This is a genomic window from Qipengyuania sp. S6317L1 (assembly GCF_023015615.1).
Classification (GTDB): Bacteria; Pseudomonadota; Alphaproteobacteria; order Sphingomonadales; family Sphingomonadaceae; genus Erythrobacter.
In genome coordinates this window covers 398,707-411,938 of record NZ_JALKAJ010000004.1, presented here as the reverse complement: position 1 = coordinate 411,938, position 13,232 = coordinate 398,707, and the positions used below count along the sequence as shown (strand labels likewise).

General features: G+C 61.3%; 13 protein-coding genes. 2 read left to right on the top strand and 11 right to left on the bottom strand.

The features are described 5' to 3' along the window. Window positions 1–111 precede the first annotated feature (111 nt). From pufA to MWU38_RS11105, 7 genes are all read right to left on the bottom strand, one after another. Window positions 112–240, bottom strand: a complete 129-nt coding sequence (gene pufA, locus MWU38_RS11135) for a light-harvesting antenna LH1, alpha subunit (RefSeq protein WP_081853297.1) — start codon at window positions 238–240, stop codon at window positions 112–114. A 93-nt stretch (window positions 241–333) separates the two neighbouring features. After that, entirely contained in the window at window positions 334–492 is a 159-nt protein-coding gene (gene pufB, locus MWU38_RS11130) for a light-harvesting antenna LH1, beta subunit (protein WP_223071763.1), read from the bottom strand. Between the two features lie 150 nt (window positions 493–642). Further along, entirely contained in the window at window positions 643–2,145 is a 1,503-nt protein-coding gene (gene bchZ / locus MWU38_RS11125) for a chlorophyllide a reductase subunit Z (protein WP_247271872.1), read from the bottom strand. Continuing rightward, entirely contained in the window at window positions 2,142–3,692 is a 1,551-nt protein-coding gene (bchY, locus tag MWU38_RS11120) for a chlorophyllide a reductase subunit Y (protein ID WP_247271871.1), read from the bottom strand. Before bchY ends, bchZ begins: the two co-directional genes overlap by 4 nt. Before the next feature lies 1 nt (window position 3,693). Further along, on the bottom strand, window positions 3,694–4,698 hold the full coding sequence (locus MWU38_RS11115; protein WP_247271870.1) for a chlorophyllide a reductase iron protein subunit X: 1,005 nt from the start codon (window positions 4,696–4,698) through the stop codon (window positions 3,694–3,696). Continuing rightward, window positions 4,698–5,630, bottom strand: coding sequence for a chlorophyll synthesis pathway protein BchC (bchC, locus tag MWU38_RS11110; RefSeq protein WP_247271869.1), 933 nt, complete (start codon window positions 5,628–5,630; stop codon window positions 4,698–4,700). Before bchC ends, MWU38_RS11115 begins: the two co-directional genes overlap by 1 nt. A 170-nt stretch (window positions 5,631–5,800) precedes the next feature. Beyond that, entirely contained in the window at window positions 5,801–6,934 is a 1,134-nt protein-coding gene (locus MWU38_RS11105; RefSeq protein ID WP_247271868.1) for an acetylserotonin O-methyltransferase, read from the bottom strand. Between the two features lie 111 nt (window positions 6,935–7,045). Between MWU38_RS11105 and crtD the strand changes: the two genes are divergently transcribed. Both crtD and MWU38_RS11095 read left to right on the top strand, forming a co-directional pair. Beyond that, window positions 7,046–8,617, top strand: coding sequence for a 1-hydroxycarotenoid 3,4-desaturase CrtD (gene crtD, locus MWU38_RS11100; protein WP_281494652.1), 1,572 nt, complete (start codon window positions 7,046–7,048; stop codon window positions 8,615–8,617). Between the two features lie 8 nt (window positions 8,618–8,625). After that, window positions 8,626–9,450 (top strand): hydroxyneurosporene dehydrogenase, encoded by an 825-nt coding sequence (locus MWU38_RS11095; RefSeq protein WP_348646886.1) that lies wholly within the window; start codon window positions 8,626–8,628, stop codon window positions 9,448–9,450. Here MWU38_RS11095 and MWU38_RS11090 read toward each other — a convergent pair. From MWU38_RS11090 to MWU38_RS11075, 4 genes are read right to left on the bottom strand one after another with little or no spacing between them, the layout of a single operon-like run. Next, the gene (locus MWU38_RS11090; RefSeq protein WP_247271867.1) at window positions 9,447–9,650 is read right to left on the bottom strand and encodes a hypothetical protein; all 204 of its coding nucleotides are present in this window, start codon (window positions 9,648–9,650) and stop codon (window positions 9,447–9,449) included. The genes MWU38_RS11095 and MWU38_RS11090 overlap by 4 nt on opposite strands. Continuing rightward, the gene (gene bchO, locus MWU38_RS11085) at window positions 9,650–10,543 is read right to left on the bottom strand and encodes an alpha/beta fold hydrolase BchO (RefSeq protein WP_247271866.1); all 894 of its coding nucleotides are present in this window, start codon (window positions 10,541–10,543) and stop codon (window positions 9,650–9,652) included. Before bchO ends, MWU38_RS11090 begins: the two co-directional genes overlap by 1 nt. Beyond that, the gene (locus MWU38_RS11080) at window positions 10,540–12,216 is read right to left on the bottom strand and encodes a magnesium chelatase subunit D (protein WP_348646885.1); all 1,677 of its coding nucleotides are present in this window, start codon (window positions 12,214–12,216) and stop codon (window positions 10,540–10,542) included. Before MWU38_RS11080 ends, bchO begins: the two co-directional genes overlap by 4 nt. Beyond that, window positions 12,213–13,214, bottom strand: coding sequence for an ATP-binding protein (locus MWU38_RS11075; protein ID WP_247271865.1), 1,002 nt, complete (start codon window positions 13,212–13,214; stop codon window positions 12,213–12,215). The genes MWU38_RS11080 and MWU38_RS11075 overlap by 4 nt, the downstream gene beginning before the upstream one ends. Window positions 13,215–13,232: the final 18 nt, after the last annotated feature.

Below are 13,232 nucleotides of genomic sequence, written 5' to 3'. Positions count from 1 at the left end.
TTGAATGCGGGCGTTATCGTTTGCGTCGTTTGGTTGTGTGGGAGGCAGGCAGGCGAACCTGCCTCCTCACGAAATTTTATGTCTGGCCAGATTTCATCGGCCAAACATCCATCAGGTCAGCCAGCCGTAAGTTTCGGTGCTGAGCAGGATGAAGTGGATCGTGAACGCGAGAACCGCGAGGCCGACATGCAGCGCAACGAGGGTCCGGCGAACATCAAAGTGATGCCAAATCTTGTACATATTCAATTCCTTATGCCAATTGCTTGGGCCATGAGACGGATTCCGGGAGGGAATGCGTCAACAAAGGCTTAGTCAAACAGTGGTTTTAAAGGCTTAGAGCGGCAGCCAGGGCTTATTGATCCAGAGAAGGATGTGAGCCACGACTGCGATGCCGACATAAAGCCCAAAAGTACCCATGAACGCGCCATGGATTTCTTTTGCTTCTTCGTCGGTCAGATAGGTCCCCACGCTGGGGCGATCACCATCGGCCATACTAGTATCTCCATAAGTTAACATTGGAGCGGGGACGGAATTGTCCCCGACGGTATCCGCGCGTGATCCCCCACGTGGATTGCGGATGCCCGAAAACTTCAGGCAAAACTTGTGATCCCTCATAAGTTTTTGTGGTGCTCTGGGCAGTGGTCATACGGCCTCTCCTTCGAGCGATGCCTCTTGGAGGCAATCTGTTGTAACCGTGTCAGCGCCGCGTGCGCGAGCGGTTTGCTCTGCGGCATCACGAAGGCGCTTGGCGGCGGAAATGCGGACGAGAACGGGCTGCTTTTCAACCAGTTCATCAAGCCGCGTTTTAGCGCCTGCGTCCCAGGTGACTTCGTGTGTTGGCCCGCCGTTGGAGCCCGCTTTCACCGGCACATCTGCGCCTCTGGCAAGGGTCGCTTCGCCTTCGTCCATATCGGTTCCCAAGGGAAGGATATGGAACAGCGCATCAAACAGCGCATTGCACACTTCCTGCACCAGATAGGTCGCACCCGAATAGCCCATGAAAGGCGTGCCTGTGTGGCGACGGATCGCGGCTCCCGGGAAGCTTGCAGGGATAAATTGACCCGCAGGACCATGGCCCGCAGCCCCGCTTGCCTCAGCCATATACATGCGTTCGTTGTACGAACCGAACAGGACGAGGGGCGGGGTCGCGTGGATGCTCGCCCGCACTTCATCATTCCTGGGCTTTACCCCAGCCTCGCGCGAATAAGCGAACGCGCACGGCAGTCCCATGTCGTCTTCGAGGAAGTGGCGGATACCGCGCGCGTAGGTGTCATTGGCGACAATGCCGAAATTGGCGGTCGCGAAGAAGTCTTGCGTGACCGAGCGCCACAGGTCCCAGAGCGGCTTGATCGTGGTGTGCTTCTCGCGCTCGATGAAAGGCTCCGGGTCAAGACCCAGTTCCTCGCCCAAAGCGCGCAGGAATTTGGTGGTGCTCGAAAGCCCGACAGGCGCCTGGAAATAGGGCCGCTCAAGTGTCTCGCAAAGATTGCGGCCAAACTCGCGGTACATACACACGTTCGCATCCGCCATGCCGAGTTTGCGAATATCGGCAAGGTGGCAGCCGAGCGGGAAGACCACGCCGATTTCTGCGCCGATGCCTTCGACCAAACGGCGGATTTCGGCGAGGTCCGATGGCATATTGAACATGCCGTAGGAGGGGCCGATGATATTGACGACCGGCTTCTCGCCCTCTTTGCGCGGGCGCTGTGCTGGCATTTTCTTCGGACCGAATTCGGTCCACAGCCAGGCGAGCGCGCGATCAGCCGATTGCCATTGATCTTCGTCGATCGTGCGAGGGAGGAAGCGCTTGATATTGGTTCCCTCTGGCGTGACGCCGCCGCCGATCATCTCCGCGATCGAGCCTGTGACAACCACCGCGGGAAGCTCTGGGTCGAGCGTTTCCCAAGCGCGCTTCATCGCGCCTTCGGTGCCGGTTTTGCCGAGCTCTTCTTCGCCAAGACCCGTCACCACAATCGGCAATTCATGCGGGGGGAGGGCATCGGTGTAATGGAGGACGCTGGTCACGGGCAGGTTTTCGCAACCCACCGGGCCATCGATGATGACTTGCAAGCCCTTGACCGCCGTAAAGACGTAAGTGGCACCCCAGTAGCCTCCAGCGCGATCATGGTCGAGGACGAGCGTCATGTGCCCACCGCCTCAGCCGCTTTACGCGCCGCTTCGTTCAAGGCCGCATATTTCTTGCGGAATTTGGGGCGGTCGACGGGGGTGTCTTCCCACACGCCCGTGGCATGGCCGTCGCCCACGCCTTCGAAGAACTCGCGCATCGTATCGAAACGCTCTTTATTGCCCATCGCGGCGTTGATGACTTGAGCCAAGCTGCCGGCGCCTGCCGGACCCATGAGAGGGCGCGCGGAGATCAAATTGGTGAAATAAAGGGCCGGAATGGCTTTTGCCTTGGCGTGCTGCACAACCGGAGTGGTGCCCACGGCGAGGTCCGGCCCAAACTCTTCGATAGCGGCGATGTCGTCTTCAAGGCTTGCACGGAAATTGACGCGTGTGCCCTTGGCCTCGAGCCATTCACGGTCTGGATCTGACCATTTGGTGCGCGGGCAAGCACTGCCGACGTAGGGCACATCTGCGCCGCTTTCGATCAGCAGGCGAGCAACCAGAAGTTCAGAACCCTCATATCCCGAAACCGTCACGCGGCCATTGATGGGGGCGGCGGCAAAAGCGCCTTTGCAAGCGCCGATCATGGCATTCTTGACGCCGGCGACCTTTTCGGCAGGCAGACCCATTACGTCGGCCAGGCTATCGAGCCATGCCGCCGTGCCATCTGCGCCCACAGGGGCAGAGCCAATGATCGGGCGGCCAGCGTGTTCGAATTCGCGAATGCTGGCAGTATAGAATGGGTGGATCGCGGCAACGACAGAACAATCGAGCGCGGCATACAATTCGCGCCATTCGCGCGTCGGCACTACAGGCCCCGCGGCAAGGCCAAGCGGCTCCAGCATCTGGTCGATCACCACCGGATCAGCCGGGAACATCTCGCCCAAAAGCGCGACCGTTGGCCGGTCAGAGCGCCTCTCGGGCGTTGCCACTGGCCCCGTCATCGCTTCCTTGCGCGCATAGGCGAGCATGGCACCTGCGAGCACATCCTTCGCCTCTGCGTGGGTGGGAATGCCAAAGCCGGGCACGTCGATACCGATAATGCGCACGCCGTTGATCTGATCGGGCAGCAGCCGCAATGGCACGCCGCTGGCGGTGGGAACACACAGATTGGTCACAACAACCGCATCATAACGTTCCGGATCGGCCAGATCCTCAACCGCTTCCTTGATGTCTTCGAACAGCTTGCCGGTGACCAGCGTTTCCGACGAAAACGGCACATATCCAACCGTGCGCCGTGCGCCGTAAAAATGCGAGGTGAAGGTGAGGCCATAGACACAGCAGGCCGAGCCCGAGAGCACTGTGGCAGTGCGCTTCATGCGAAGGCCGACGCGCAATGATCCGAAGGCCGGACACATCGATTGGGGTTGATCGTGTGGCCCTTTTTCAGGGTCGACCGGATAATCGACGGCGTATTTATCGAGTATGTCACGTTTCCCCGAAGCGCGCGCCGCCTCGCGCAAGGTTTCCTTGCTCGAACACGCGCCGCTTGCTGGCGCAGGGCGTGCCCCTACATCCAGCGTGTCACGAGAGCGTTGCGCGTTTGAGGAAGGAAGCTCTGTCAACTCAGACCTCGTCGTAGATCACTTCAAGTGATGGTTTTTCTTCAAAAATGCCGCCGCGCATATCGGCCTGAGTAGCCGGGATCAGTTCGACATTTCCGCCCGTGTCTTCGGGCGAGAAAAGGTCGAGGAGGCCATCCTGGTCGAGTGGAGAGGGTTGGCGCGGCGGGGCCTCGGCGACGTTTATGGCCAGTTCCTCAAAGAGGCTTGCCCATTCGCCGCCCGGCGTTCCGATGATCTGATAATTTGCACTCTTGCGGCGGATATCTTCATTCGCCGGGATCGCAGTGAGGACGGGAATATCGACCGCCTCGGCGAAGGCCTGCGCCTCGCCTGTGCCATCGTCCTTGTTGATGATCATACCGGCCACACCGACATTGCCGCCCATCTTGCGGAAGTATTCGACCGCATGACACACATTGTTGGCGACATAGAGGGACTGGAGGTCGTTCGAGCCGACCACAATCACTTTTTGGCACATATCGCGGGCAATCGGCAGGCCAAACCCGCCGCAAACCACATCGCCCAGGAAATCGAGCAGGACGTAGTCAAAGCCCCAGTCGTGGAAGCCCAGTTTTTCAAGCAGCTCAAAGCCGTGGATGATCCCGCGCCCACCACAGCCCCGGCCCACTTCCGGCCCGCCAAGCTCCATGGCGAACACGCCGTCACGCTGAAAACAGACGTCTTCGATGGTGACGTCTTCGCCAGCGAGCTTTTTCTTGGAAGAGGTTTCAATAATTGTGGGGCAGCTTTTGCCGCCAAACAGCAGCGAAGTCGTGTCGGACTTTGGATCACAGCCGATGAGCAGCACGCGCTTGCCTTGCTGCGCCATCATGTAGGACAGGTTGGAAAGCGCGAAACTTTTGCCCGAGCCGCCCTTGCCATAGATCGCAATGACCTGCGTTTCCTTCGTCACCTCGCCCGTATGCACGGGATCGGGCTCGTGGCTCGCCTCGTCGCGCAGATGCGGCTGAAGGGGGCCATGATCGTGGGCTTCCAACATCGTCATTACGCGTCTCTCCAATCCAAAACCATTTTGAGGCAGTCGGGGGCACTGAACGCCTTGGGATAGGCATCCACCGCCAGTTCAGCGGGAGCGTGGTCCGTGACAAGCCCGTCCAACCCGAGTGCCCCTGCCTCGATCAGCGCAATTGTTTGCGCGATATCCTTGGGTGCCCATTCCGCCGCGATCCGGAGGCGCGCCTCTTTCATGAATGCAGGCGGGAAGGCGAAGCTAAGGCGGTCCTTGTAAAAGCCCGCAAGCGTGATCTCGCCACCTTTGGCAAGCCGCCCGACCAGCGTGTCGAGAAGGCCCGCATCGCCGCTGGCATCATAGATCGAGGCGTAGCCTGTCCGGCTGTCATTTTCAGGCGCGACCACTTCGTATCCCGCACCGCCACTGCGGCGTTCAGCCTGTGTTTCCCAAACCGTTGGCGCTTTTTCGCCAAGCGCAATCGTAAGACGCGCAAGCAACCGGCCAAGCACACCATGCCCGATGATAAGGTCCGGCACATCGCCTTCGTTGATCGCATGGAGCGCGGTCGCCGCCAGAGCGCACAACACGCCGTTGGCGCCCAAGTGCTCGGGCACGCTCAAAGCGCGCGCCGATGGCAGTGTTATCGTCTTGGCCGTGCCGCCAAAAAGTCCGCGTGCTTGCGTGTAGCAATTGGCGCCGGGCACAAAGACCCACTCGCCAATCCGGCCCTTTGCCGCCTTGCCCGCATCGACGATCCTGCCGACGGATTCATATCCCGGCACAAGCGGATAACCCATGCCCGGAAAGTCGGGCATCTGCCCGGTGAAAAGGAGTTTTTCAGTGCCCGAGCTGATCCCGCTCCAGGCAATATCGACAAGCACATCGCCTGTGCCCGGCGCGTTCAACTCAAGCGCCTGAAGCGTTACACGCTCAGGCCCTTCGAGTGTGACAGCCAAGCTTTCCATCAACGGCTTGCTTCCCCTGTTTGTGGTCCAAATGCGGAACCATTCTCCCCTTCGAAATGGGCGAACTCGACTCGTTGCGCGCCTTCGAAGGTGGTTTCTCTCAGGAGTTTGCTACGCCTTACACCCGCTAGTGTCAACAAAAGCAGACAGTTTTAAATGTAGCTCAAGTTTTACGCATACGCGATGAGGATGCTTGCGTTTACTGGTTGAGGGGTGGGGACATTTCTGGTTCGGGCAAAACCTGCCTGCCGCACCATGTCGGCATATTCCGCCGGGCTGCGCGCCCGGCCTGAGCCCATTGCCCACAGATACATCCCAAAAAACGCCTCTCCCATACCTTCTGCCCCAGCGGCGCCCGCCATGGGTTCTGCGATCAGCAGATGCGCGCCCGGCTCAAGGCTCGCGCGGATGTTGGTGAGAATTTTGAGCGCTGCATCATCGTCGTGATCGTGAAGGATGCGGACGAGTGAGACGACGTCGAACCCTTGTGGGACCTGATCCTCGAAGAAATTGCCCGGGTGGGCAGAAACGCGCGCGTTCCCAAAGCGGTCTGCCAAGATCTGCGCGCCTGTCTCGGCCACCTCGTGAAGGTCAAAGAGGCCCAGGTGCAGGTCGTCAAACGCATTCCCCATATGGGTCAGGAACGCGCCGTGCCCGCCGCCCACATCAAGCAGCCGCGCGTCCTTCGGGAAGCGATAGGAGGCGAGCACTTGGTTAGCGACGAAGTGCTGCGATGCGGCCATGAGCTGTGAATACTCGGCCGTCTCGGCCCCGCGTTCTGCTGCACCGTGCAGCGCGCCCGCATAGGACCAGAAGCGCGACAACTCGGTCGGCTCCTTACGGTCCTTGCGAAGAAGCTCCATCGGATCAGCCAAATCTTGGTAAAGCAGGCGGTGGTGGCGCACCATAGCCTGAGCGCCTTCGTCAGCGGCGAGCACGGCGCCAGCTTCGCCCAGCATCCAGCCATCGGCGATCGGTTCTTCGGAGAGGCGAAGGGCGCGGCCTGCGCGGAGCAAGGTGAGGGTGGCATCTGGGCTCAGGTCCAATTCAGCCGCGACACGGGCGTGGCCTACGGGGCCGGATTGAAGGAGGTCAAACAGGCCACTTTCAACGTAGCTCCTTAAAATTTGCGAATAGGTGAAACCGGCAATCAGGTCGAAAGCCTCGCCCGCGCGCGCTCTTGCGATGCGGTTTACGAATGGGAGCTTCGCGCACCAATGCTGGAAGCGCGGGGAAGCAAACACCGCATTGCGGCGCGCGACATAACGCACCTTCCAAGGATCTTTTGATGACGTTTGGGTCAATATTATCCCACGAATTGACACTTTGATTGTCTAAATAGTTGGACACCTGCTACAGTCAGGTCAACTGGAATGTGAGATTTCTCTGGCGATGGGCGCCGGGTGGAGGGGTTTTTGAAGGCTGTCGTCATCATCGGCGCAGGGATGGGAGGGCTGGCGAGCGCCGCCCGATTGTCTGCGCGCGGGATGGCCGTTACCCTCGTGGAAGCGCAAGCGGAAGTCGGCGGAAAAGCGGCCCGCGTTGCCGTCGATGGCGCGTCAATTGATGCCGGCCCAACCGTTTTCACCATGCGCGATGTGTTTGACGAGATTTTCGAAGAAAGCGGCGCGCGACTCGAAGACTATGTGAGCGTCAAAAAGGCCGAAGTGCTCGCCCGCCACGCTTGGAATGATAGCGAAACGCTTGATCTCTACGCCGATCCCGAGCGCTCACGCGATGCCATTGGCAACTTCGCCGGGGCAGAGGCCGCGCGCGGCTATGCCCGCTTCCAAGCCGAAACCGCGCGGATGTATAACATCCTCAACGAGCCGATGATGCGCGGCGACAATGTGTCGAGCCCGCTCCCGCTCCTTTGGCGCATTGGCCTGACGCGATTTGGTGACTTTGCCGCGATGCGCCCGCACAAGAGCATGTGGAAGGCGCTTCGCGATTTCTTCCCCGACCCGCGTCTTCAGCAGCTTTTTGGCCGTTATTCGACCTATTGCGGCTCTTCGCCATTCCAAGCGCCCGCAACCCTGATGCTGATCGCCCATGTCGAGGCGAGGGGCGTGTGGCTGATCGACGGGGGGATCAACGCGCTCGCGGTTGCTTTGAGGCGGCTGGCTGAGGGCAATGGCGCGCAGTTTCGCATGGGGGAAAGGGTCTGCCAAATCCTGATGAATGGCGCGGGCGAGGCCTGCGGCGTCCGGTTGGACAGTGGCGAGGTGATCCCCGCCGACAGCGTGATCTGCAACGCCGATCCCAATGCGATTGCGACCGGCCATTTCGGACAAGACCCGTCGCGTGCGGTCAAGCCGCTCCCCCCTGCCAAACGCTCGCTCTCCGCGCTCGTCTGGTACGCCCACACAAAGACAAGCGGTTTCGACCTCACCCACCACAACGTCTTTTTCTCAAGCGACTACAAGCGCGAGTTCGACGAGATCGCCAGCGGCCGTCCGCCGAGCGATCCCACCGCTTATGTCTGCGCGCTCGATCGCAGCGCGGATTTGAACGCCGCCGCGGCGCCGCAAGGCCGGGAACGGCTGCAAATCATCGTCAATGCGCCCGCCAATGGCGACCGCTTTTCCTACGATCCCAAGGAGACACAAGGATGCACGAGGGCCCTCAAAGCAAGGTTAGAGAAATGCGGCCTCATGCTCGAGGAGGACATGCCCCACGAGCTCGCGACACCGGCCACGTGGGAGCGCCTCTTCCCGGCAACCGGGGGGGCTCTATATGGCAGAGCGTCGCACGGCTCGGCGGCCTCATTCCTGAGACAGGGGCCGCGCACGCGCATCAGGAAACTCTATTGCGCTGGGGGAGCGACGCATCCTTCAGCAGGCGTCCCGATGGCCGCCTTATCCGGGCTGCTTGCGGCGAAAAAGGTGGAACAGGACCTCGCTTCGACGAGGACATTCCATCAGGCGGCTACACCTGGTGGTATATCGACGCGATCAGCGACGACGGAGCCCACGCCCTCACGATAATCGCCTTTATGGGGAGTGTTTTCTCGCCTTATTACAAGGCATCGGGAAGGGGCGCGCCGCTCGACCATTGCTCCATGAATATCGCGCTTTACGGTCCAAGAGCACGGTGGGTCATGCACGAGCGACCCGAGGCAGACGTGCGGCGCGATGCGCATACCCTTGAAATCGGGGCGAGCGCAATGCGCTGGGATGGCGATCACCTGACGATTGAAATTGAGGAGCGCGACACGCGGCTGTTCAACCCCATCCACCGCCGGGTGGCGGGCACGGTGCGGGTGTACCCCGAGGCATTGAATGCGGCGAGCTTTGCGCTTGATCCGGCGGAAAACCACATCTGGCACTGCATGGCCCCGCGCGCGCAGATAGAGGTCGAGATGGAGGAGCCGGGCCTCTCGTGGGGCGGCAGCGGATATTTTGATCACAACCGTGGGTCAGAGCCACTGGAGAGTGGCTTTAACACCTGGCACTGGTCGCGCGCGCACATGAAGGAGGGCGCGGTCGTATGCTATGAAGGCGAGCGCGGCGACGGCTCGCTTTTCGCAAGCGCTATCCGCTTCGACAAGCACTGCGAGGCGGCTCATGTCGAGCTTCCCGCGATTGCGCCTTTGCCCAAAAGCAGATGGCGGGTCGACAGGCGTACGCGCTCTGAAATCGGTGTGGCCGAGGTTCGCCGCACATGGGAGGATACGCCCTTTTATGCGCGTTCAGAACTGTCGTCGAAGCTTTTCGGTGAGGAAGTCGCAACGGTGCAGGAAAGTCTTGATATGCGCCGGTTCGCCTCGCCAGTGGTGCAGTTCATGCTGCCGTTTCGGATGCCGAGGAAACCAGCTTAGCCTTCCGGCTTTTCGCTTTCTTCCGCGTCCTTGCTTGCAGCCTCTTCAGCCTCGCGCGCTTCGCGTTCGGCCCGCATCTCGCGCACTTCACGGCGCATCTTCCACCATTGCCAGAAGCAAACGCCAATCGCGATGGAGTAGAAGAACGCGATTTCCAGCCAGCCGAGGTTATCGGTGATGTTTTTGCTGTAGTCTTCCATCAGGCGTTCTCCCCCAGCGTCTCCTTTGCGAAATCCATGATCCGCTCGGCTACGAGTTCCGGGGCTTCCTCGTGGGCGAGATGGCCGAGGCCGCACAGCACGTCGAGCCGGGAGGTGGCAAGCCAGCTGTGCGCCTCCTTGGCCCAGTCCAGCGGGATCGCTGCGTCCTTGTCAGAATGTATCATCAAAATCGGGTTGGTGATCTCTCCCATCCGCTCACGCAGTCTTTCAAGGTCCCAATTCGCCATCATCGACAATGCGCCCTTCGTATGGCGCGGGTTCTTGATGAGGGCGGCGTAGCAGGCGAGCCCTTCGTCCGAGATCGTCGAGCGTGTGGAGCGGTAGATGAACCGCTCGGCCTCCGAACCAAATCCGGCAAGCCCCGAGAATACACGCGGGACAAAGGGGTTTGCGAAAAGCAACTTGGCAACTGCCGGGAAAAGCTGCGCGGCAAGGCCGGGGAAGGGACGCAGCGCCGAATTTAGCCCGACGATGGGACCGGTAAAGCCGTGATCCAGCGCCAATTGCAACGCCAGAGCGGCGCCTGCGGAATGGCCAACGATCATGTCGGGCGCAAAACCGGTGTGTTCGAGCAGCGCAGCAAGCGCGCGCGCCATGCCGGGGATGGAGGAATCCTGCGGCCCATGGCCGGTGGTGAATGCGTGGCGAGGGAGGTCGGGGGCGAACAGTTCGAATTGCTCTGCCATCATCGGGGCAAGCGCGCCCCATGAGTGCACCGATCCCCCGGTGCCGTGGATAAGCAGAATGCGCGGGCTTTTGCCCTCACCGAACCGTTGGACGTGCCATGTCGCGTGGCCCATTTGCACAAATTGGCTTGCCTCGCGATTGGGCCACAGGCGTCCTTCGCGATCCCAGTTGAGCGGGCGGCTCATGCGGGCTCTCTGCTGGAAATGGCCGCGTGCAGGGTTTTCGCGTCGGCGCGGGGCAGGGCGAGGTAGCGGGCCTGCATGGCCTCGGCCAATGCACCCCCCTCGCGGCTGGCGCGTGCAGAGATATCGACCACGAGGGCATCTACCCCTTCGCGGGCAATCGCCTTGGCGGCGGCTGCCGCATCTTCGCCTGCCTGCTTGCGCCCGGGCTGGCCTTGACCGTCGATATTGGCGCGCCCGTCGGTAAGCACGATAAGGCTCGGCGTGCGACCTCTTCCGCGCACCGAATGTGCGAGTTCGCGCGCGGTATCGAGGCCCATTGCAAGCGGCGTGCCGCCCCCTCCGGGAAGCTCCGCCAGCGCGCGCCGCGCCCGTGTGAGCGAGCGCGTGGGAGGCAGGAGCAATTCGGCGACTTCTCCGCGAAAGGCGATAAGCGCGACCTCGCTCCTCGTGACATAGGCTTGTGCAAGCATCAGCTCGACCGCGCCCTTGGCCTCGGCAAGGCGCGCAGCGGCAGCGGAGCCGGAGGCATCGACCGCAAAGATCGTGACCCGCGCGGCCTTTTCTTCAAAGCGGCGAACACGCAGGTCACCTTTGCGCATGATGATCGGTGCGTTCGGGTCAGCGCCCGTTTCTCGCCGTCTGACGGCCTGCCACGGAACGGCAGCGCGCAATGTGTCGATCATCGCCAGACGAGCGCCACCGCGCGGCATACCCGGCCGCGCTCCCAACGGTTTGCCGCGAAGCCCGCTCTTGCGCTTTTGCCCCGAACCGCTCGCTCCCGATGCACGCGGGGCAAGCCCCTTTGCAAGCTGGGCCAGAAGGTCAGCCGGGATAGCGGCAGCAGCGGCTTCGACAACTTTGTCTTCGAGCTTTTGATCACTCGATTGCTGGTTGTTCTCCTCTGGCGTGTCACCGGGATCGGGCGGCGGAGAATCATCCGCAACGGGCTCTTCGGGCGGCGGCGGAAGCTGCGTTGCTCGCGGCGCCAGAACAAGCCGTGCGGCGGCTTCCAGATCGCTGTGTTCGACCACTTCGCGTCCTGACAAAGAGGCATGAGCCCGCGCCGCCGCGCTTGTATGAATAAGAGCGCGGAGCGAATGCACCCCAAGCGCTGGGCCCGTTGCCGCAATTGCGCTCAATGCCTCGTCATCGAGAGGCCCCGTTTCGCCAGCTTTGGAGGCCCCCAATGATGCCTCACGCTCGCGTGAATGGGTGAGATCGCACTGAAACGACAGCCGCTCCATCAGTGCCAGCGGTGGCCCCTCATCGGCTTCGCGTGCATCGTCCAAGAGGAGCATTGCGATCCTTCTATCGTCAAGCGCCTGCGCCAACCGCCCGGCAAGCGCTTCATCCATGCGCTCTGCCATGGGCACGATCAGCACCGCGCCTTCGGCCTCCGCGAGAAGTCCCTTGGTCTCAACCGGCTGGCCCGCTGCGAGGCTTGCCGCGATGTCGATCCCTCCAAGCAGGCGTTCATCATCAATATGGGCGGGGAGGCGGCGGGTCGGGAGTTTTTGCCCTATCGCTGCGACCAGTGCATCGCGAGCGGGCGAGCTTGCGCGCAGGACCATGCCACCGAAACCTAGCGGGTTTTGGACGAAGAGGGTTGCGGCGAGGCTAGCGTCGTGAATGGGGTCGCTTGAAAGTCTTTCAGAGGCGGTTTCGCCTGTCACCCGAACAGCTCGTCGATGGCCCTCGAAATGCGCGCAGTCGAGCCCGTTTCATCGAGCACATCGCGGCGTAACCGGTGCCGCAAGGCCGATGGCGCAACCGCGATCAAATGCTCGCGTTTGACCGATCGCGCGCCTTCCAAAGCTGCAAGGGCGCGGGCGGCGCGCATCAAGGTCAACTCTCCGCGTAGCCCGTCTGCGCCCACAGCCATGCACAGATGGGCTGCATCGGTGAGGATGTTTTCAGGAGGTTCGAGCCTGGCAAGCTTGGCTTTGCCGCGCGCGATTTGCTTGAGTATCTTGGCGTCCTCTTGCGCCCATTCGGCAGCGAAACCTTCCGGATCGCGCTCACTGGCTGCAACAAGTCGCATGATCTTGACGCGGGTTTCGATATCCTCGGGCGTGCGCACTTCGACTGAGAGACCAAAGCGGTCGAGCAATTGCGGGCGCAGTTCACCCTCTTCCGGATTGCCGCTGCCGATGAGGACAAATTTCGCAGGGTGGCGCACGGAAAGCCCCTCGCGCTCGACCACGTTTTCGCCCGAGGCGGCCACATCCAAAAGCAGGTCCACAAGGTGGTCTTCGAGCAAGTTGATCTCGTCAATGTACAAGAAACCCCGGTGCGCCTTGGCAAGAAGTCCTGGTTCAAACCCCTTTTCGCCAGATCGAAGCGCCTTCTCGAGGTCGAGCGAGCCGATCACCCGGTCCTCGGTCGCGCCCAGGGGCAGGTCAACAAATGGCACAGGACGCTTTCGCAAAGGCCCACCGCCGCACACATCCGGATAGCGTTCCGCGTCCTCTTTTGACCCACCATACGGGCAGTTTGCATGTGCGGTGATCGGTGGCAGCAGGCTCGCCAAAGCGCGTGCGGCAGTGCTTTTGCCGGTGCCGCGATCGCCAAAGACCATGACCCCGCCAAGCGAGCCATCAACCGCCGCGATCAGCAGCGCCTGCTTCATCTCGTCCTGTCCGACGATTGCCGAGAATGGAAATTTTGCCATCTGCGAGGCACTTTGAAC